We start from the raw sequence: 23,619 nt of genomic DNA, 5'->3' as shown, positions 1-23,619 counted from the left end.
CGCCACCATCACCTACACTCCCAACACCGGGTTCAGCGGATCGGACAGTTTTCAATATTCCATCTCGGACGGCAATGGCGGCACCGGCACCGCTACTGTCACCGTCACTGTCGCCCCCAACACCAATCCGGTTGCCACCGATGACAGCGCCGAAACCGCTTTCAATACCGCCGTGACCGTCAACGTCCTGACCAACGACACCGATGTCAACGGAGATAGCCTTAGCGTTACTGCAATCGCTGTCGCACCGGGCAACGGCACTGCCGTCATCAATGGCGGCGCCACCATCACCTACACTCCCAATACCGGGTTCAGCGGATCGGACAGTTTTCAATATTCCATCTCGGACGGCAATGGCGGCACCGGCACCGCTACTGTCACCGTCACTGTCGCCCCCAACACCAATCCGGTTGCCAACGATGACAGCGCCAATACTGGACTCAATTCCGCCGTTACAATCAACGTATTGGTCAACGACTCGGACGCGGACGGTGACAGCCTGACGGTAACCGAGGTAACCCAACCCACCAACGGCAGCGCCACCATCAGCAACGACGGTAGCAATGTAAGCTACACTCCCAATAACGGCTATTCCGGTACAGACAGTTTCACCTATACCATCAGCGATGGTAACGGTGGCACAGCCGGCGCCACCGTTAATATCACTATAAACGTGGCAAGCGGCCCGTACAATGTATATACCGCAGGCTCTACGATTTACGCGGTAGACGAAGCGCTGTCACCGGTTCCGGTAGCCCAGGATTTATTTGATACCACCGGCAAGTCCTTAAACCATACTAATTCCAATATTATCGCTATCAACAGAATGTCTTTAGCGGCAGGGACAGTCTCATTCCATGAACCCTCATTGTTACTCTACGCAGGAGCCAACAACCTCTGGAAAATGGATCTGGCCGTCGGAAGCGACCTGACACCTACAGCTCTATTGGCTCAGAACTACAGCGATTTATGCGCCATCGAAACCGATGTTGACAATTTATTGGTCAGAGCCCAGGTATTTTATGAACTACCGGGAGCAGATAACAGTTGCACAGATACCGCTGACAATACCCGCTGGATGTTTGGGGTGACAAAAAGCCAGAACTCCACGCCGGTGGAAATTACCGGCTACGTGGACCAATTGAGCACTACCCGAAGCCGAACCCTAGTCACAGTTGGCTCAATTAACGGAGGCGCCATCTCCGTGTCGGGCTTCATCGCCGTCAGTGGCAATGAAATTCGTCATTACAACACGGATTTCAGCTCACACTCTGTGGTGACTATGTTCTCCGATCTGAATAGTATCGATTTGGAATATGATTTTGATCAAGACGGGGGCTTTATGCTGGTTGATCGAAGTCTCTACTGGTACAGTACTGCAACTTCCACTTTATCTGCATCCCGTTTTGATATGCTGGCCAATACATCCGGTAGCAGTTTAGATTGCGATCACAGTGAATGCTTTTTCTTCAACCGTGACGCCTCCAATGTGAATTCAGACGCGAATTTCTATCGCCTGCCTTCAGATGGAAGCGCTGCAGCATCGACATTTTATACCGTTACCGGAGGCATGGGCGATACACACTCCAGCGTTGTAACAGCCGATGATTACATAATCGCAAAGGGAAATACCGGAGAGTTAATTGCCATCAACCGAACCACTCCTGCTATTCGAACCTTAGATACAGGAACTGACGGTTTCGTCATCGGCGTGAACCAAAAACTGTACTACAACGCCAGAGGCAATGCCGTTATTCGGAATTTTAACGGTACATCTGCCCAAGAGTTTAGCAACGCAGCATGGGTCGGGTCCATTTATAGTGGCTTCAACATTACCAACTCCACTACTCTCAACGATCGGTTAATTCTCGCCAAACAGGCTGCAGGCCAAACCACGCTGGCAAACGCAACCCTTGAAAGCATTAACCCGGCTACCGATACCGTGGACGTACAAATTGGCACCTTGCCTGCGAATACCGATTTTTTCTATAGCTTCGGGTTCAACGCGAACTCCGTTTTTAGTACTTTGTGGACCGCTACCCCAACCCCTGCAGGTGGTATTAGTTATAATGCGGATATCGTCTGGTTCAGGGCTACCGGAACTGCCAATACACTAACCAACGTTACCAACAGCACTGCAATAGAAACACTGGTCGATCCAGATTAAGCAGTTGTTCAAACCAGCAACTCCGGCAATCGCGCCGGAGCTGCTGTTTGAACCGTTTATTGCACCCACCTCAAATCACCTACTTACTGCATACCTAAGCAATGGAATTATTTCCGTTCTAAGACTTTCAGTTTAAGCGCTGTTTTATTAAGAAATTTTCTCCGATTATCGCACACACATGGGCACAACTTCGGTACGCAATTTACATTGATATCTTTGATTGCTACTATTTGTTGATATTCGGGGTAGGAAATCCAATTCACTGGCGTTAAACCGGAAGGTCCGCTGACTCCACGACGCGGCAAAAACACTATTATGCTAAAAAAAATCGCGTGTCAGCCTTTGTGGGTATTTCAACTGGGGGTCGCCGTTTTACTTTGGCCAGGTTTGAACTTAAATGCCGCAACGGATACAGTCGCAAAGCAGCAGCATTCCCAACGACTGGTCTTTGTCAGCCTTCCCGAAGTGGAACTGGACCCCAATCTAAGCACACCGCTGGCCGCGTTACTCAGCTTTCGCACCCTGAACCCTGCACGCGTTGTCGTCAAAGTAAGCAAGAGCAACGAAGAAAAAAACTGGACCGTAGACTTCAACCAATACAATACTCAACATGCTCTGCCGATTTTAGGTTTACATCCTGACAGCTCCTATACCTTACAGGTACGCATTTTCAACAAATCCGGGCAGGGCCGAAGTTTTCATAAAACACTCAGTCTGAGTACTGACCCACTACCGGAGGGCTTCCCCGGCATTGAATTGAAAACCCACATTCCGGAAAAAGTGGAGCCGGGTTTTACCCTATTGGACATCATCCCCGAAGGTGAGAATGCGGAATTTGGATCGGTAATCGCAATTTTGGACAATCTTGGCAAGGTTATCTGGTATCAAATCGGCTCCCGTTATACCGATGTACAACAACTGCCTAACGGCAATCTGCTGTTTATCACCAGCAATAAAATTGTTGAAATGGATCTGTTGGGTAACACCGTATCTGAAATCAAGGCCAACGTTAATCTTCGCAAGCCCGCGCCGGGAGTCGTGAAAACCAGAAACTTTCATCACGAAATTTTCCCCTTAGGTAAAAACTATTTGAGCCTGAGCGTGGAATCCAGACAAATAAAAAACTATCCCGCCAAAATAGAAGCCAAGTCCAAAAAAGAAAAAGCGAACGTGGTTGGCGATTTAGTCATTGAATTTCAAGCCGACGGCACTTTATTGAAGCAGTGGTCTTTGCTGGACATGCTGGACCCATACCGCCTCGGATACGACTCGCTCAGCACCTATTGGGACACCTTGTTTGTTAAAAAAACCCGTGATTGGTCTCATGGTAATGCTGTTATTCACAACCCCGTCAGCGATTCCATTATCGTATCGCTGCGGCACCAGGATGCCACCATAAACTTCAGTCGCAAAACCGGTAAACTACGCTGGATTTTAGGCACGCACGCTAATTGGGACAAAAAGCGCTTCGGACAGTACCTGCTACAACCGGTAAACCACCGCAAGAACTTTTTCCCCTATCACGCCCATGCACCGGCCATTCTTCCCAATGGCAATCTGCTTATATACGACAACGGTAATTGGCGTGCCAGCCCATTTAAACAATGGGTACCGCACAACAAGAATTTCAGTCGCGTGGTTGAATACGAGATAAACGAGAAAACCCGGCAAGTCAAACTGGTGTGGGAACACGGTGAGTTTGTCGAAAACAGGCTTTATTCCGGCGCATTGGGCGATGCCGACAAATTACCAAAAACAGGAAATATACTCATTACCCACGGTAATTTGTATGACAAAAAGCAAAAACTGTATGCCCGCATTATCGAGGTCACACATACCACACCGGCCACAGAAGTTTTCGCCGTGGAAATTTTCGATACCTCTGAAGAAGAAAAAAACGGCTGGCGCAGCTATCGAGCCAGACGGATTCCGTCTCTTTACCCGCATATACCCTCACTGCAAGCCGCCGGATTATAGCCTTTGCTATAATGGATCTATTGCAAACAGATAGATAGGAACCGCTTTTGATAGTCCCCGAATATTGGGCGGAAGCCAAACAAAGAACCCACATCAATGGCAGACAAATCACTATTCAACGCTTTGGCTGGTCGGATATCAGCGAAGCCGATGCCTTGAGCAATGCTCAAAGCCGGGTCGCGGAAGCCATCCAACGGGTCGAGACCGGCGAAAAAGTCCGAAAGCGCGACCACAAACTCAGCTACAACGGTGCAGAAGGCTTGCCCATACGCGAAGAAATCATCAGCCGGCACGGTGATGCTGTTATTACACGCAATGTCTATGGCGCACTTTGTCTAAACACACCGGACGTTTTATTTGCAGACATTGACTTCGCCCGTGAAGCCGAATTCAGCCTTTATATTATCAGCATTGCTCTAATCGCAGCAATCGCGGCTTTCATCACCTTACCCCATTCCTGGGGCCAGTTTCTTACAATCCTGGTAGTTGCGTCCTTGCTCCTTTCCTCCACTTTGGCTCACTTGTTATTCAAAATAAAATGGTCTTTAAGCGGGGGCGAAAATCACTGTCTCCACGTAATCCATAAAGTCGCTGAATCCCACCCTGACTGGCATCTGCGCCTGTATAAAACCCCCATGGGCTATCGCATTCTGGTTATGCATGACACTTTTAATCCCAGAGATGACACAACTTTGAACTTCCTCAACAAAATCCACGCCGACCCGGTGTATACCCGCATGTGCCAAAACCAAAACTGCTTTCGGGCCCGCATCAGCCCCAAGCCCTGGCGTATTGGCATGGATCGACTGAAACCCAGACCCGGTGTTTGGCCCATTAAACAAATACACATGGCCACCCGACGCCAGTGGGTTGCCAACTACGATAAAGCGAGCCGGGATTATGCATCCTGTCGTTTTTTGGAAAAAATCGGCAGCGATTTAGTTAACCCCAGGGCGGAAGAAATTCGGCAAATACATGATGCTTATTGCAAAACCGATTCAGACCTGAAGCTGGCTTAGTTTCTCGGTAATTTTCCTTTTCGCACGTTTTCAACCAATGTACAATATACACAACCCAGTCGATTCGCTAGTGTGAATTATGATATTTAATAGACTTAAACCGATCAGCTGCGTTCTTTTAGTTGGCTTGACTTGCGTCGCTTGCACAGCAAAATTTCAGCACATCCCCAAGTCTGAGGAAGACTTTCAGCTACCCCCGGAACAATTACTGCAAAGCTTTCCCGAAATAAAAGAATATCACCGCGCAAAAAAGGTAGCGGACATGGATGGCTTGATTGAGGCCTGGGGTAAACCGGACTCGGTACGAACAACACTTGACCGTTCAGAATATAATTTTGTAATCCTTACCGGTACCGCCTTATGGGAACCACGAATCCTGGTAATCTCGGCACCCATAATCATGGCGATTTCCGAGCCGGACAAGCTAAATACATGGACAAGGGACAATACACGGTCGAAGCACTGAGCAGCTACATTCCCGCCCCCGTAAGCAAAGAGGTCGTTACGGAATGGGACTGGAAACAGGGTGGAACCAGTATTTTCCCACCTCCGCCGGCTTGGGAGTTTTTGTCGAGCAGCAGCTTTTCCAGAAGTTCCGCAGGCGGTGATTTCGTTGTTTTGGTAGGAGCTGAATACCGTGACATCATTGCAGATATGGATGCGCAAGTTTTAACCGGCATTAATATAGGCGAGATAAATTCCCAACCCAGTTATTTATCCCTGCTAAAACCCTTAGGAAATCGCTGGCGCATAGGCGCAGGCGTCTCCTACCATAGTAACACTAAAATTTCTGAAACCCGAAATCGTCGCAAACCGTTAGATAACGGCAGCGGACTGTTCTTGCAAGTTGACCGCGCTCACACTGTGAAAGCTATGAATGTAGAGCTAAAGCTGGAATATCTGCAACAAAACGACAGCTTGGGAAACAACGTTAACACCAGCCGCACTTCGTTGGGAGTAAGCAACTATTTTTAACCTTTCACACACACCACCTGCCTAAGGGTGTGCACAACATCCACCAGATCACTCTGGTTCCGCATCACTTCGTCAATATCCTTGTAGGCACCGGGTATCTCGTCAATAACGCCTTTATCTTTGCGGCATTCCACTCCGGCGGTTTGAGTTTCCAAATCCGCTTGGGTAAATTGTCGTTTGGCCTTGTTGCGACTCATGCGCCGACCGGCGCCGTGGGAGCAGGAACAAAACGATTGCGGCTCACCCTTGCCACTCACAATATAGGACTTGGCCCCCATACTTCCCGGAATTATCCCCAGTTCACCTGCTCCCGCTCTAATGGCACCTTTACGGGTAATATAGACGCTTTCTCCAAAGTGGGTTTCCAATGCCACGTAGTTATGGTGACAGTTGATGGCCTCTTTGGTAATGCCGAATTTGGGCAGTTCTTTCTTTAGTGCATCAATAATCAAACGCATCATTTCGCGGCGGTTTTCCATGGCATAGTCCTGCGCCCAATGCACCGCATCCACATAGTCATCAAAGTGCTTAGCACCTTCGCTAAAGTAGGCCAGATCTATGTCAGGAAGATTGTGAATGTGCTGTTGCATATCTTTTTGTGCCAGGCTAATAAAGTATCGCCCGATAGTATTGCCGATACCGCGGCTGCCGGAATGCAACATAATCCAAACATTATCGTTTTCATCCAGACACAGCTCAATGAAGTGATTACCTCCGCCCAGGGTTCCCAACTGCCGCACCCAGGTTTGATAAGGCTTTTTCTGCATTTTGAGTATCTTAGGGTGGCGTTCCAATACTCGATCCAGCCCAACACCAACGGAACGCACCGTAGAAGCACGCGCCTTATCGGTCTTATGCATATCAAACCCCACAGGAATCGCAGCCTCGATAGCGCTACGCACCCGGCGTAGGTTTTCCGGTAGATCCTTAGCCCGGATAGAAAGTCGCAACGCATTCATACCACACCCGATATCCACGCCTACCGCCGCAGGAATGATGGCTCCTTTACAGGGAATGACCGAGCCTACCGTTGCGCCAATGCCAAAATGCACATCGGGCATAGCCGCTATATGATCGTGCACAAAGGGTAATTGCGAAATATTGTATAACTGCTGGTAGGCCTCCGGCTCAATATCCTGAGTATATATTTTTACCGGGACTTTGCCTTTATTAATGGTTTGTTTTACCGGCACAAAAGTGTACCCCTTAGGTTCGCCTCAAAACAGGAAAAGCCACACTAACCAATAAAGACTATTTAATCAATGGAATCACTAAAGACCCCGCTCGGCTTCACAGCCGGCGGGGTTCATTGGAGCATCAGCCAACCACTCGATTATGGGTTGATAGTCAGCACGTAGCTGGCCTGCGTTTCCATAAACTGACGATCGGCTGCTTTCACTGCACTTATCGTCGTGGTACCGACGCTTAGCAATGTTACCGTGCCCGCTTGGTCTACAGTTGCGACAGCCGGATCACTGCTGGTGTAAGTCAGCGCCCCTGTTCCAAAACCTGAAGCAACAGCATTACTATAGGTTGGCGTCACAGCCAAACTAACGGGTGTCGGACTCGGCGTGAAAAAAACAATACTTTGTGGCACAAAAGCAATGTTACGCATGGATTTGTCTGTTTGACACAGCACCATTGGATCCAAACCGGATGTCGGACTGGGTATTGCCTGACTGATGGTTGAATTGTTATTTCCTATTACAGCTCTCCCCGCATCCCCTAAGGAAGAAACATTGTAGTTGCGCCGGTTGGTGTAGACATTGGTGTATTGCACGCCTCCAGGAATTATCGTAATTTTCTGGCTTGGACCGCTGCCCGCAATAATGCCATCACTGCCCTGCAAATAGTACGTACTGTTCGTTGAAAAGTGACCATTTATGGTCTTTGGTGCTCCCACATAACCCAAACCGATGCAGTAGTTGTCAACCTGATTATTAAAATCCACCCTATCTGTAAAGCTGATAGGTGCAGACAGATTGACAATGGCCACCCAGGAATTATCCAAACTGCTTACCGAACCATAATATCCCATTGTGTCCGGAAATAAACTTACACCCGTGGTCGCTGTAACATTCCCAACCCCGCCCAACTCGCCAGTGCAGGTTAAAGTGAAAACCGTCGTGCCGGGCAAGCCGTGTAACACGCTGCCGCTTACCGACTCGTTTCTATCCAAGGCCAGTACAATACTGTTTTGATCGTTGCTGATTTCACAGGATGTTGCATATAAGGTTTCCCAACTTAGCTCCACTTCATTGTAAATAACGAAGTTTTGTACGCTGAGAGAACGTGGGATATCGACATTTAACTCATAACTGGCCTGAGCGGATCTGTAATACTGGTCCTGTGCCTTGGTGGCCGTTATTGTTGTCAACCCTACGCTTAAAATAGTGACCTCGCCTGTGACTGCATCCACCATCGCAACACCAGGATTACTACTGCTATAGGAAATCTGTCCACTGCCATACCCATCGACAGCGGGATTGGTGAATAGGGTATCCAATCCAGACACTTTCCGAATCGGCCCCGCTTGGATAAAGCTGATTGATTGCGGCAACAAGGCCGTATTGGCAACGAACAAATTCGTTTGGCACAATACCATTTGATCAAGGCCGCTGGTTGATCCGCCGGTAAAGGACTGAGTAATTCGCGACTCGTTATTTCCCACAACTACCCTGCCCACATCCCCGTTCGAGATATTGATATTTCTCCGGTTCGCATAAACATTTTCCAAAGTCGAATTTCCGGGAATATATGTCACTTTATTAGACGGACCGTTACCGGCAATAATGCCATCAGAACCCTGCAAGTAGTGCAATTCGTGAGTTGAAAAATCTCCGGTCCTTGTTTTAACCACCCCTATATATCCCAATCCGGCACAATAGCTGTCTACCTGGTTGTTAAAGTCCACTCTGTCGGTGAAACTAATTGGCGAACTGAGATTGACAATCGCAGCCCAGGAATTACCAACCCCGAGAGAACCATAGTACCCGACCGTTTGCGGATAATCATTGGTGACAACGGTGGTAACGGACTGATTCAGCAGAGCGCCTGTTTCGTCAATACAACTCAATGTAAGTGTAGTATTGGGCGGATAGAAGTGCAAAAAACTCCCAGCCGCAAGCGACTCAATTCCCAACGTAATAATTTCACTATTCTGATCGTTGGTGATGTCACACGACACCATAAATGAGGAAGACCATCGTAAGGTATTGTCGGAAGTTTTAACAAACTCCTGAAACTGCCCGGGTTGAGGACTATCCACTGTCAACTCATAACTCGCTTGCGCTTCTATATATATGTCCGCTGCCTTTACCGCAGTTATGGTGGTTACACCCAACCCTATGATTGTTATGTTACCGTTAACATCCACAGTCGCCACGGCGGGATCACTGCTGGCATACGTTATACTACCGAAACCCGCTCCGCCGGATGCGGTATTCGCAAAATTCGCATCCACCCCCAAAACTTTTCTTATCGGTCCCGGCTCCAAAAAGCTGATAGTCTGAGGAAGAAAAGCGGTATTCTCTATAGGTATATCCGTTTGACAAAACACCATTTGATCCACACCAGCTGTGATGCCGGTAATATTTTGCGTGATCGACGAAGCATTGTTGCCAACAGTAACTCGGCCCACATCACCGTTGCTGGACGAAGTATTTCTTCGGTTGGCATAAACATTCGTAAACACAGCCCCGCCGGGAATGAGTGTAGCCTTATTTCCCGGCCCGCTACCGGCTATGATTCCGTCATAGTGCTGCAAATAGTATTTGTTATGCGTGGAAAAATGGCCGGTTTGGGTTTTGGCGGAGCCAATATAACCCAGACCTTTACAATAGCCGTCAACCTGGCTATTAAAATGTTCTCTGCTACCGAAACTGATTGGATTGCTTAAGTTAACAATGGCTACCCAGGAATTACCTGTACTGTAAGAACCATAGTATCCCCGTGTTTGCGGAAAAGGATTCGTTCCAATCGCAGTGACAGAAAGATTTCCGGTACCGCCCAACTCCCCCGTACAACTCAACACGAAAGTTGTCGCTGCAGGTAGTGCATGCAAGAATTTTCCTGAAAGCACCTGATCTCGGCTTAAGGGTATCACATTGCTATCCATATCCTGGCTGAGCTCACATGAAACGGCTGCTGCCACGGTCCAGCTCAGCTCCACCTCACTGAATTTTTCAAAACTTTGCATATTCAAGGACTGGGGCACGTCCACATTAAGAACGTAACTCGCCTGCGCTTGTTGAAAAATATAGTCAGCTGCTTTTGTAGCTGTAATAGTGGTGGTTCCCACACCAAGCATAGTGACCAAACCCGTACTGGGATTGACGCTGGCTACCGTTGGATCACTGCTTTCATACGATACCTGTCCTACTCCTGGCCCAAAAGCGGTATTAGTGAAACCGGAATCAAATTGAGGAACTTTTCGGATTGGCCCCGGCTCTTCAAATGCAATGGTTTGTGGAAACAAATCGGTCGTCTTGCTAAGGGATAGGTTCGTTTGACACAACACCATCTGACCGACACCGGAAGTCGGGCTAACCGCTGTTTGCAAACCATAAGCCTGATTATCACCAATTGTTGCCTGCACTACTGTACCGAAGGAATAGTTTTGGTCATTGGTAAAGACGTTGTTGACATTGCCTGAAGGTAAAAATGTGATCACACTAGCACCCATCAAGATTTCCGCACCGCCATGAAGATAATAAGTCGCATCCACGGAAATATTACCGATTCGGGTTTTGACAACCCCTACATATCCCAACCCCATACAGTAACTATCTACTTGACTGCTAAAATCCGATATACCGGTAAATGTGATGGGGCTGGTGAGATTGACGATCGCCGCCCAGGAATTGCCAGGACTGCCGGCAATACCATAATAACCCACAGTTTGAGGATACAAATTGGTACCAACATCCGTTACGGACAAACTGGCAGTCGTTCCCGATTCGCCCAAACAAGTCAAAGTAAACGTGGTGGTTGCAGCCAGTGTGTATAAATATTCTGCGGCAGAAACATCCTCCAACGACAAATTCACTACGGTACTATTTTGATTATTCGTCAATTCACACGAAACGGCATAAGCCGTTGTCCAGCTCAGTGTTTGACTGCTGGTTTTAATTAAACTCTGGATTTGAATATCCCTGGGTATATCCACGGTCAGGGTATAACCGGCTTCCGCTTGAGCAAAAGCATCAGCGGCTTTTGTGGCTGTAATGATCGTTTCACCTAAGGCCACTATGGTCACCACACCGCTATCGGGATCAACCGTTGCCACATTCGGATTGCTGCTGCTGTAGCGGATGGCGCCCAAACCTCTACCCCCGCCCGCTGTGTTGACAAAACTGGTATCCAGGCCCAACACTTGTCTGAAAGGCCCCGGCTCAGAAAAACTAATAGTCTGCGGCAGAAAAGCGGATTCACTGAGCCTCACATCAGTCTGGCACAACACCATCGGATCCACGCCGGAAGTGGGGCTGGGGACATTTTGAGCAATCGTAGAATTGTCGTTACCAATCGTTACCCGTCCCACATCGCCATTGCTTGTATTGGTGTTGCGTCGATTGGTATAGAGATTGGTAAAGGTCAAGTCCCCGGGGATGAAGGTAATCTTATTGCTTGGACCGCTGCCGGCTATGATGCCGTCATTGCCCTGCAGATAGTAGGTGTCGTGAGTTGAAAAATCCCCTCGGAGGGTTTTCACCGCGCCCACATAGCCCAGCTGAGAACAATAACTGTCTACTTGGTTGTTAAAGTCAATTCGATCCACATAGCTTATAGGGCTGGTAAGATTAACGATAGCTGCCCAGGAATAAGTTGGAGAACTGGACCCGTAATAACCCACTGTTTGTGGAAAGGGATTGGAACTGATTGCTGTCACAGACTGGCTGACAGGCCCGCCGGCCCCACCCTGGCAAGTCAATGTTATTGAAGCATCTAAAGGTAATGCCAATAAGTATTTCCCTGCCGATAAGCTATTGGTATCCACGGACACAATCCCGGCACCTTGATCACTGCTAATCTCACACGAAACCGCATTTAATGTTGACCAACCAAGCGTGTAATCGCCGTATCTGTCCAAACTCAGGATCTGGGCCGGCTCCAAATTCGTAAAGGATATGGCAGCCTCGCTGGGCGCTGTCACATCATTCAGGTCTGCAACGGTTAAACTGTAAGTCGGAGCCAAAGAACCCAAATTGTGTACAAATCTAACTTGCTGATCCAGTATCTGCTGGTGCGTAAAACTTGTAACCGCCACGGCAGGGCTGCTGAGCAGTTCGAACTGACCGTTACTCACTGATACGACCTGGTAGCTTAACTGCTGTGGCGAATTGTCCACATCGCTTACCACTAAATTGGGTTGGGCCAAGCTGTTTAGAACCAAAGCTTGACCGTTACTGATCGTTAACTGATTCGTTTCTATTACGGGAAGATCGTTTTGCGCATTAATACTGATCTGTATACGAAGATCGGCAAATCCTCCTTGCGGGTTGCTGACTCGCACATCAAAGCTATCTACACCTGTAGCGTCTGTGTTGGGACTGTACCCCAGGATGGCGCTCACGCCGCCATCGGCTACATTACTGAATACGGGAGCACCCAATTGAGGTTGTGGACTGGGTGCCGGCGCAATACTCCAACTCAATGTCTGCCCTTGCGGGTCAGTTGCAGTTAAAGCGAAAGGCACGTAGGCAATGGGACTGTTATCTTCATCCATAGAAACCGCATGCGAACCTTCTACAGCAACCGGGCTGGTGATCACCGGTGCTTGGACGCTGCCCACGCTTATTGTGCGGCTTAGCTGACTTTGGCCTCCATGTTGGTCGGTCACGGTAAGGGTAACCTGGTAGGTTCCCGCCGTATTGAAAACGTGTATGCCCGGATCTTCTACAGTACTGGATGCAATGCCACTGGTACCGAAATCCCACAAATAAGTCAGGCCACTGGTACCGTCCTCCGGGTCCGTAACAGTCGATTGAAAGTCGACGTCGGAACCTACAGTAATCTGTGCTCCCGGCGCAGGACTGTCGATCTGAATAACCGGAGGTGCATTAACCCGTACAATAGTTGCGGCGGGAGAGGCATCGCTCAGCCCCATATTGTCGGTCACAGTAAACTGAACCACAAAAGTACCGCTGATACTAAATGTCTGAACCCCCGGATTCAACAATGTACTATCATTGATGCCACTACTATTCCCAAAGCGCCAGCGATAAGTCAGAGGTAAATGATTGTCGTTGTCCTGACCTTGACCGCTGAAATTAACCGTATCCCCAATATTGATCAATAACTCTTGGGTGGGTTGCAAAATAGTGCTTTCGGGCGCTTGGTTGGCATTAACCGTTACCACACGACTGATACTGGCAATGGCCCCTTCACTATCCCTCACGCTAAGATTGACCGTAAAACTTCCGGGCAATTGAAATCGCCGTGTGCCGGGGTTTTTCAGCCCGCTACTTTGAATGCCACTGCCTGCACCAAAATCCCATTGATATGATAAAGACAATCCCCGGGCATCATCTTCAGAGTCCGTGGCATTTGCCAGAAACTCCACACCTTGCCCTACCGTAATCGTTACATCGCCTGCCGGACTGACAATTTGCACAACCGGGGGAGTATTGACCACCGGAGCCACCGGGGTAGCAGTAACGGAATTACTGTAGGCGCTGTTCACCGCGCCATTGTGTGCCTGCAATCGATAATAGTAAGTTGTGCCATTGGTCCGACCACTATGCCGGAAGGTACGCACATTCCCCAGTGGTACGATATTGGCGTTGCTGAAATTAGCGACCACATCCCATTGCAGTGTATAGGACTCAGCGTTTTGCGCAGCATTCCAACCCAGATCCACCAATCCGTCACCGGCTACCGCAAACAATCCACTGGGTACTGCCGGTGCCGGCGGCATGGGTTGAGCCACCGCCTCATTCGAAGCCGAGCTTTCCACATCTTCTGTCGCGGTTACCACATAGTAATACTGAGTACCATTGCTCAGACCGTTGTGCACATAGGGACTGACGACGTTGCTTATGGGCGCACCGCTAGTACCGCTTCCCGCGGTGTTACTAACATACAAGGTATAGCGGGTATTGATAGTGGCTGCCGGCGCGGCCTGCCAACTGACAACAACTTGACCGTCGCCGGCCTGCGCCGATAAATTTCGCGGAGCACCGGTCTGATACGCTTGCGGCGTAGCACTGGCCACCGGCCCGGGAGCACTTTCACCACCGGCGTTGACCGCCGTCACCACGTAACGATATACGCTGCCATTGACCAAACCGGTATGAGTATAGGATGGGCGTACATTGCTAATCACCTGGCCTTGGGTAAATGGATCATCGACTGCATTGTTTACCCAATAAACGTTGTAACTCAAACCGGCTTGTGTCGACCAATCCAGAATCACTTGAGTGTTATCCGCTGTGGCAACCAACCCCTGCGGCGCTGCGGGTGCCGGAACCTGAGGGGTAGCACTGACGATTTGACTGGAGTCGCTTTCACCGCCGATGTTTGCGGCAGTTATCACGTAAAAATAGGTAATACCATTGTCCAGGCCGCCGTGTTGATCGCCGGGGTTCAAGCCGGAGAGCCGGTTCCAGGAATCCAAAGGCTGACCTGAATCCACTGTCCAATAAACGAAATACCGATCTGCATCGGGAACCTCGTCCCAGGTCAGTACCACTGCCCCATCGCTGCCCTGCGCTTGCAGTCCACCGACTCGTCCGGGAACATTCGGCAATGGGGTGGCCTGAACTAACTCGCTGACCGGGCCCAAACCGCCATCATTTTTTGCAACAACGCGATAGTAGTAGGGCTGTCCATTGGTTAGGCCCTGATGTACAAATCCCGATTGTACACCGTCAATCCAAGGGCTGTTTTGTAACTCCATGCTGGGTTGGGTACTCCAATACAATCGATACTCAGACGGCACACTACCTTGGGTGGCTATGTCCCAATCCCAACTTAAAGTCACTTGTGAATCTTGCGCCTGGGCAATTAATGCGGAAACCAGACCGGTGGGCGCGATAATATGAGGAACCCCGCCCAACTCTGAGGAACTCAAACCCTCTCCGCCATCATTAAACGCCTTAACCAAAATATAGTATTCGGTATTATTGGTTAATCCACTCAAGGTGTACTGAAACTGGCCGGGGCTGACTTCATTTCCAACATTGGGTATTACAACAGGCTGAGTCCGTTGGCCATTGGCAAGCGTTTGGGACCAATACACATTATAATCCGTCACCAGAATTTCACCGGATGGAGCCTGCCAACTCAAAGTCAGTTCACTGTCCCCTTCCCTGATTTGCAGATTTTGCGGTGCCCCTGGAACCGTTAGTTGCGGTTGCGCCCAAACCTCCCGACTCAGGGGGCTCTCACCGCCTGCATTCACTGCAGTAACGCTATAATAGTAACGTCTGCCATTGGTCAAACCGGAAAATACGTAACTGGCGGTATCACCACTGATGCTTGCAACATTAATCTCTGTGAAACTGTTTTGGTTTACAACACCCGGACTGGTGCTGGTATATATACGATACGCCTGAACTGTTTTTCCCGGCGGTAAACCGGAATAAGCACTCACGCCAAATTTCAATTCCACTTGTGCATCACCCGGTACTGCCTGCACAGCAACGGGGGCAACGACCGGGTCCACTTGGGGCGTTACCAACACCTCGGCGGACCGAGGACTCTCACCACTTTGAGTGTGAGTGGAGGTCAGCTGCAAGTGATACACAGTGCCGTTGGTTAAGCCATTAACCCGGTACAAAGTTTCGGTGAGATTGGGAACCACAACCACACCACCGCCTTCCGGCCAATAATACAAAGTATAGCTTTGAGCATCGCGAACCCGGTTCCAACGTACACCGATAAAACCATCACCACCGATCGCACTGACGTTTCCGGGGACTCCGGGTTGCAAAGCCTCAGGCATTTGGCTAACCATAGGTGAAAGTGTGCTTTCACCGGAATCATTGATTGCACTTATGCGGTAGTAATAGCGCAAACCGTTACTCAACCCGCTATGGGTATAAGGCGGGCTGATATTGGCTATTTTATTGGAGTCGGTGGTTATTACCGGCGGTACACCAGGAGATGTTTCAGTCGACCAATAAATATTGTAACCAACAGCACCTTGACGCAATTGCCAATTTATATCCAGCCGACCGTCATTGGTTTCCAGCATGACACCGGCGGGCTCCTCCGGGGGCGCCCCCTCTGAGGGCAGCACTTCGCTTCCCGCATTTCCGGCCGTCACTTGAAATTCCTGACTTAAATTTCCGGCACCTGCCGCATTCAGGGCTCTAATCCGATAATGGTAAATTTGGCCATTGACCAATGGAGCATGAATATAAGGCGAGGTAACGCCGCGAACTCGGTTACTTTGCAGCGTTATGCCAGGACTGTTACTCCAAAACAGTTCGTAACTGTCACCGTTGCTGACATCGGACCAATTGATATTTATAGAGCCATTTGCGGCACTGGCGCCCAAACCGACCGGCGCAGCCGGCAAGCGCGGATTGGGTCGTGCACTTAAGAGATCACTGGCCACTTCTCCGCCTGGGTTTACTGCCAATAGTTGATAGTAAACCACTTGACCGTTGCTCAAACCGCGGTGAACGTAGGGGCTGCTGATACCCTGAATACGTCGTGCCGACGCTAAAGAACTTGATGTATCCCAGACCAAGTCATAACGCTCCGCTTGGTTCACAGCATTCCAGCGTAATGTGACGCGCCCGTCTTCCGGTTTAATCAGAACAGATTCGGGCTTAGCCGGTGGCGTGCGTTGCGGTTGCGCTTCGGCCAAATTGGACTCCCCGCTTTCCACACCGGCCACAGTGGCTGTAACGACATAGCGATAAACACGACCATTGCTTAAGCCATTGTGCGAATAACTGTTTTGTGTCGTGGAAATGGCCTGGCCGGAATATTTGTTTAAATCTACTTCGGAATTTGTATTCCAATATAACGTGTAAGCCGTGGCTCCTTTTACCTGCACCCATGTCAACGACACCGCTCCATCACCGGCGGTGGCCTGAAGCAATTGCGGTACATTTTGTTGTGCTGGAATGGAACCATCATCACCACATGCGCTGACACCCAAACCAATACTTATGAATGCCACCCACTTTAACCAATACCGAACCTTTCCTGTCGCACGCCACATTATTTCCGCTACCTTCTTATCTATTTTCTTGTTCAGAACAAACCGACTCAAACTTGAGCACTAAAATTCCATACGATATCCGGCGGACACCCCATAATCGCTGTAGTACTCTCTGCCCAAAGTGCTGTCCACCTGCAGGAAGCCCGTACTGCCACCGGGCACAATCATGGAAAATCCCAGGGCCAGCTTAAAATAGTCCTGGTCAGGAAGGCTGGAAAAGAATTGAAACTTTGTTTGATTGGGATCTGCCTGAAACGTACCGCTGATGGAATCGGCTTCGTCGAAGAACTGGTGCACCCAGGACACATCCACTGCGGGAATCAACACCGCTCCCTGCAAGCTGATGGGCACTGTGTATTGCGCACCGATGGTACTGGTACGCCTTTGCAGCTCTCTACGATCCATAGACAGGTTAAAAGCACTGCTCCCAAGCTCGTCATAAGCATCTACCACAGCGCTGACCGAATCATAGCGTCCACTTAAATTCAGAGCATGTCCACCGCCAAGGTTAAGTTCATAACCTGCTCCAATACTAAGAGATTTCAATACACTGTCTGTTTCCGCATAGGCTGAGGTATCGGTCCCCGGAAACACGATTCGACGTTCTATATCAAAATTCTGTGCATTGTGGCCGTAGACCAAGTCCACATACATACCAGCGGCGGGATACCAACTTCCATATATAGATGCTGTATAAGCCAGCAGATCCAAACCGCCGGCATTATCGGCCAAATTCATCTCACTGGAGCTTACCCCGCCGGACAAACCCAGCACACCACTGGAGCCAAAACGATAATCGAACCCACCGGTCAAAGACTGGGAGGAAAACTCAAATGCATCTTCATTAGGGGACACCTCTTGATTTCCCCCTTGAATATAACCACTCAGAAACACGCCCAGGCTGCTACCGGCAGCATCGCCACTGGCAGCACCACCTTGCGCTATGCCGGTCTCCTGTGATCCAAGCAGTTGGGATCCGGATATACTTCTTCCCCCTTCATAAAAAGCCAGACCACCCAGGGAAAAACCTCTGACGCCCTGTCTCAAGGCATTTAGTCGTTTAACAATATTACTGGCCTGTTGTGCGGCAATACTGTTGGCCATAGTCATTTGCGCCGCGGCATCCTTTGGAGCAAGTGCATCCAACAGATCTTTCAGTTCCGCCGGAGCGCCCGATTGTGTGGCAGTACTAAAAGCATCACACAAATCAATTAATTGGCCGGTACGGTTCTGTAAACAAATATCGATTAAGGTATCACTGATTTCCGTTTCCGGCGATTGCCCTTCGGAGATGACGTCGCCCACCGTGACACTAATGGTGGCACGTCCCACTTCTGCAGCCCCGTTGAAAACCACGTAATCAAAGGAATCAATACCCACAAATCCTGCATTAGGCGTATAACTCACCCGTGCGGTAACGATAAGACCTGCGGCCGTGGTAAGCTGCACACTGGCACTTCCCCCCACGGTGACTGCGGGCGCCGGGTCGACTCTGTCCGCCACCATCCCTTCCAACATAGGGGTTAACTCTATGGTTAGTGCCTGGCCTTCCGGCGTGGATACCACGACATCCTGAGGTAAAGCATATACCGATGGAAACACCAAAAATAACGCCAGCCCTACTCCCCAAAAACAACTACTAAACCCTTTCTCCGCCACAACAAAACCTCTTTATTGTTATACAGGTAACATACCGCCACTCAGCACAAGCTAACAGAATAGATCTGTAGACCTGAGAGCAACAAAACAAACGGTAATATCCTTGAAACCACTGATCTGCCGACACAGGCCTGCTGGAACTGCCCAAGATATTTGGGACATTATGATTCAGCGACGCAACGGGCAACAAGGTAAATATTACCAAACACTCTAAAAACAAACGGGACAATATACCCAAACATAATTACAGACGCGCTATATATACAGTTCCGAGATTTATAACCGTTCGATACCGTGTTCGCTATACCAGACTGTGTCCTGCGTGAAATCGCACACTGAGTGTGTGATATCACACACTTTTCCCTACTGTTCAGACAGTATCAATTTTCCATCACCTCGTAACATTGTGATTCTTTAGCTATTTGCACCCGCCCCTCGGTTTGGCACACATGCTGCTAAGTTACTTCTAAACAGGGGAGCGCTGACGGTTATTTTCTGTTGGCGACAACAAAAATTAAATAGAAAAAGAACAGCAAGCCATGCAACACACATCCACTTCAATTGCTCAGCAATTGGGAACCACGCAATCGGCAACCATACGGTATTACAACCCGCTTCAGGCACGCACCTTAATCTGCTACCGAAGCCATCTTTCGAATTATTCATTCGCACCGTTTACTCGAACCCCTTTGCCGAACAACACCGATGCGACGATATGGCCTATTCCATTAATAGCCACCAGTATGAGAGCAATATCAATATGAAAATTTCAACAATTTCACTGACTGCAATACTCACCATCACGCTGTTCGGTTGCGCCAAGGTCAAACCCTATGAGCGGGCACATCTGGCTGATCCCATTATGGAGCTTAGTGAGGGAACCCTTTCCTCACTCTATGAACAACATATGCAAAGAGCATTATCACAGGGCTTGATCGGTATGCCGGTGGCCGGTGGCGGATGCGGTTGTGAACAGTAGCCAACGGCTGCTGATTTTTAAAGTAATCATAAGTGTTAATAACGAAACAGAAGGGGCAATATCCTATGAAAAAACCTTTATTCAAACTGGCTGCGTATGGAGTGCTTTCTGCGCTGGCTTTAACCGGTTGCGGAAATGACGACGATCACAGCGACCCGTCACAAGCACCCAAAACAGCCGTGAACTACATATTTGCAACAGATCATGGCGGCCACGTAAATATTGCCGCGCACAATAGCGACCACTCGGTATCCAACATTGCCGCGTTCCAGCCATTGAATTCCACGGGCGGCAATCTAACCCTGGGTGAAATACACATCGCTCACAATAAGGCCTTTGTGATCATTCAATCCGGTTTAACCAATGAGGCCGGCGAATTCACCGGCGGCGGATTAGGCATCGTCAACTTACAAACCATGGCATTGGAACACATTCAGTCTATGCCCACCACCTTAACTACAGCTGACGATGGCTCAAGCCCCACCACGACACGGTTTGTGCATACGTACATGGACCCTGATGGCATACACTTGTGGATGAACAACGACGGCGTCAGCACCACCGCAGTGGACTCCGTATTTCGTATCAACATTGAACCGGCAGATGCCGCCTACTTGGCATACGATGAAATCGTTGTCGGTCACGGGCACAAGAAAAGTGCTTTTGCTTACCCTGTCGCCGGAGGTGCGCAGGCTTTAAATTTGTTCGCCACACACAATCTGCAACAGGAATCCATTTCCATAATTGACAATGACCCTCTGTCAACCACTTTCCTGGAAGTACTGGCCACGGTCAATCTCAACAACGGCTTACCGTTTCAAAACACCACCCATGGCATGGGTTTCTCAAGTGTCAGCGGACATATCTACACGGGCGTCACTCCCGGCGTCGATATCGGCTTATCCATTATTGATGCAACCGATGCTGCCTTACCTCACAGCACCATTCAGGCGGGCATGGATATGAGTCTGAACCAAATTCCCGCTGCAGGATACGTTAAAGTCAGCCATGACGGTCGCTGGGTAATGACTGCCGGGTATAAGAATGAAGCCGGCTATCTTTCCATCGTTGATGCACAAACGGATACGGTTACGGATGTTATTAACCTGGGCAACCTGTCTTCCAGCAGTATTAACATTGCAGATATTCACATGGATATGGGCAACGGCACTACCATGAATCATGTAAAAGTACTGGTACCCAGCCGCCAAACCACTGCATCCGATAACGAAATAACCAACTATATCGCATCCGTGGAAATCGACCCCGCCACCGGAACACAAGTAGCCGGCTCTTCTGTCCAATACATTGCCGTTGAAAAAGGGCCCGCACATCGTAATGGAAAAACCTCACACGACGGGCTGTTTGCTTACTACCCCAACGGCGGTGATTGCGGCGCAACGCCTGCGGAGCAAGGACCTGGCTGTCATCTCATCTCGATCATTGACGTCATGTCAGAACAAGTTGTAGGTGAAATGCACACCGAAGGACACGAACCCGGATCCATTACCGTGATCAGCGCCACTGAGTTAACGGCTATTGGCAACACGGGCGGTACAGGCGGCGGCGGTCATGTTCACTAATCAAGCTTGACGTAGTATGAAAAATTTCCCGGCACGGTCGCTTTACCGCGCCGGGAACCTCTATTCGCATCCACAACAATAAACTCTTGGGCAATGGCACACATGGCAAAAGCATCACTATTGAGACGAATGAGTCACAGACCGTATTTGTATAGCGGAACGGTTCTCATTTTTGGGGCAATCGCTCATTCATCACTATCTTTCGCTGAAGATGAGTTGGAGCTTTTTTACTCCTACTACACTGACAGCAGCGGACTTGACGTCACCAGCCCAAACATTTACCTATCCAAAGAGATCACTGACCAAAGCAGTTTTTCGTTTTTATACCTGCGTGAAACGTTTGCAAAATCGGCTCAAGGCGATGGTACCGACGCTGTCAGCGGAGCCACCACAGTCGTTGGCGGTAGCGGCAGCGACTTTGAAGAAGACCGTAATGAATTTGGATTTAATTACTCCTACACCCAAAACGATACCACGCTGGGTGCAGGTTACTATTATGGCGAGGAGCCGGACTATAAGAGCAAATCCCTGCTTCTCTCCTGGGACCAAAGCCTGTTTGACAAAAATCTAACCCTATCCACCCGTGTGGCGTCCGGTCAGGACAATGCAGACAGCTCCGGAAACGGAGCCTTCGACCGGAACAAAACTATGAATCGCCTGGTGCTGGCTGCCACACAATTATTATCGCCGCGTTCTCTCATCGTTGGCGGTATGGCATTGGAACATCAACAAGGGTATTTAAGTTCCTCCACTCGCAGAATCGTCATCGAGACCTTTTTTCCGGGTGGCGGCGGAGTCAGGACTGTTTACGATGAAAACCATCCCGACGAACGCTTGCGGCAAGTCTATTTTCTTCGAGCCAAGCAATATTTTGACAGCCGCAGCGCGCTTGATGTCAACCTATCCCACTACGCTGACGATTGGGGTATAAGCGCCCAATCTGCCGAGTTCAGGCTCAGCCGGTATCTGACACCTGAGCTTATTGGTAGAGTGCGTTATCGCTACTACACGCAAACAGCTGCGGATTTTTACCAGGAAAACTACACCCAACAGGAAGCCATCATGACCGCCGACTACCGCCTGAGAGCTTATGACAGCGCCTTGTATGGAATTAAATTGAGCTATTACCTGCGCTGGTTCAACAATGCCTCGGTATCGCTTTCCTACGATACCTATGCCGAATCCAATGAGGGTATCGACGGTAACCTGCTTCAAGTTTGGCTCAATATGCCTTACTAAGAACCCCGGGAAATCTTCGCAAAGTTTTGCTGCAGAAGGTGTGCAAACGCGCTAAAATCAAATTTTCGCAAATCTGCTTAACTAATTTGACTCGAAGTCTCATGCCATGCTGACCAGCATTGAAACCAGTGCTTTTATCGCCTTTTTTGTCGGATTTGCCAGTACCTTACATTGTCTGGGAATGTGCAGCGGCATTGCGGGAGGACTTTCTGCCAGCCTGCCCTTACCGGTCCGATCGGAAAGATCCCAACACATCTCCTTTTTGCTGGCATACAATCTGGGCCGAGTCACCAGCTACGCTATCGTCGGTGGTTTGGTGGGAGGACTGAGCAATACGGCCTTTCAATTTTTTAACCCCGGCCCCGTACACCTGTTTATCCACATATCCACTACCTTAATGTTAGCCCTGATGGCATTGTATCTCATGGGTTTATTTCCTAAATTTTCCAGCCTGCAATACCTAGGTAATCCAGTTTGGAAATACTTAGAGCCTGTGGGTAGAAAATTACTACCGGTTAAATCGCGATTGCGTGCATTTAATTTCGGAATGGTCTGGGGTTGGCTTCCTTGTGGATTGGTATACTCTATGCTATTTTTGGCCCTTGCCAGTGGCAGCGTAGTTACCGGGGCAACTATTCTCGCGGCTTTTGGGCTGGGGACATTACCTTCAATGCTGTTTGCAGGTTATCTTTCCACCTACCTGCTAAGCTTGAAAAAACTTCCCATTATCCGCACCACAATCGGGGGCACCCTGTTGGTAGTGGCAATGGTCTACTTATTTCAGCATAACCACATGACTATGGACATGCTGGCTCACTCGCACTGATATTGAATAAGACAGA

At 49.2% G+C, this 23,619-nt stretch carries 11 protein-coding genes; 8 read left to right on the top strand and 3 right to left on the bottom strand.

Annotated features, from left to right (window positions below):
* The 4 genes from OEY58_20855 to OEY58_20840 all read left to right on the top strand — a co-directional run.
* On the top strand, window positions 1-2,167 hold a 2,167-nt coding region (locus OEY58_20855; GenBank protein MDH5327912.1), incomplete at its 5' end, for a tandem-95 repeat protein.
* A gap of 315 nt (window positions 2,168-2,482) precedes the next feature.
* On the top strand, window positions 2,483-4,144 hold the full coding sequence (locus OEY58_20850) for an aryl-sulfate sulfotransferase (GenBank protein ID MDH5327911.1): 1,662 nt from the start codon (window positions 2,483-2,485) through the stop codon (window positions 4,142-4,144).
* A gap of 47 nt (window positions 4,145-4,191) precedes the next feature.
* Entirely contained in the window at window positions 4,192-5,163 is a 972-nt protein-coding gene (locus tag OEY58_20845; GenBank protein ID MDH5327910.1) for a hypothetical protein, read from the top strand.
* A 360-nt stretch (window positions 5,164-5,523) separates the two neighbouring features.
* The gene (locus OEY58_20840) at window positions 5,524-6,138 is read left to right on the top strand and encodes a hypothetical protein (GenBank protein ID MDH5327909.1); all 615 of its coding nucleotides are present in this window, start codon (window positions 5,524-5,526) and stop codon (window positions 6,136-6,138) included.
* Here the strand turns inward: OEY58_20840 and OEY58_20835 are convergent.
* The 3 genes from OEY58_20835 to OEY58_20825 form a co-directional block, all read right to left on the bottom strand.
* Window positions 6,135-7,331 (bottom strand): RtcB family protein, encoded by a 1,197-nt coding sequence (locus tag OEY58_20835; protein ID MDH5327908.1) that lies wholly within the window; start codon window positions 7,329-7,331, stop codon window positions 6,135-6,137. The genes OEY58_20840 and OEY58_20835 overlap by 4 nt on opposite strands.
* A gap of 140 nt (window positions 7,332-7,471) precedes the next feature.
* Window positions 7,472-17,275 carry a fibronectin type III domain-containing protein gene (locus tag OEY58_20830; GenBank protein MDH5327907.1) on the bottom strand — a complete coding sequence of 3,268 codons (9,804 nt, stop codon included), beginning with the start codon at window positions 17,273-17,275 and terminating at the stop codon, window positions 7,472-7,474.
* A 102-nt stretch (window positions 17,276-17,377) separates the two neighbouring features.
* Window positions 17,378-18,976 (bottom strand): autotransporter domain-containing protein, encoded by a 1,599-nt coding sequence (locus tag OEY58_20825; GenBank protein MDH5327906.1) that lies wholly within the window; start codon window positions 18,974-18,976, stop codon window positions 17,378-17,380.
* A 760-nt stretch (window positions 18,977-19,736) separates the two neighbouring features.
* Here OEY58_20825 and OEY58_20820 point away from each other — a divergent pair.
* From OEY58_20820 to OEY58_20805, 4 genes are all read left to right on the top strand, one after another.
* Window positions 19,737-19,955: a DUF4266 domain-containing protein gene (locus OEY58_20820; protein ID MDH5327905.1), complete on the top strand. Its 219-nt coding sequence runs from the start codon at window positions 19,737-19,739 to the stop codon at window positions 19,953-19,955.
* A gap of 65 nt (window positions 19,956-20,020) precedes the next feature.
* Complete coding sequence (locus tag OEY58_20815) at window positions 20,021-21,538, top strand: hypothetical protein (GenBank protein MDH5327904.1); 1,518 nt, start codon at window positions 20,021-20,023, stop codon at window positions 21,536-21,538.
* 102 nt (window positions 21,539-21,640) lie between these two features.
* Complete coding sequence (locus OEY58_20810; GenBank protein ID MDH5327903.1) at window positions 21,641-22,777, top strand: DUF3570 domain-containing protein; 1,137 nt, start codon at window positions 21,641-21,643, stop codon at window positions 22,775-22,777.
* A gap of 106 nt (window positions 22,778-22,883) precedes the next feature.
* Entirely contained in the window at window positions 22,884-23,603 is a 720-nt protein-coding gene (locus OEY58_20805) for a sulfite exporter TauE/SafE family protein (GenBank protein MDH5327902.1), read from the top strand.
* The last annotated feature ends 16 nt before the right edge of the window (window positions 23,604-23,619 follow it).

It is taken from the genome of Gammaproteobacteria bacterium, from assembly GCA_029882975.1.
GTDB lineage: Bacteria > Pseudomonadota > Gammaproteobacteria > SZUA-152 > SZUA-152 > JAJDNG01.
The sequence above is the reverse complement of the archived record's forward strand: the minus strand, read 5'-3'. Positions and strand labels throughout refer to the sequence as shown.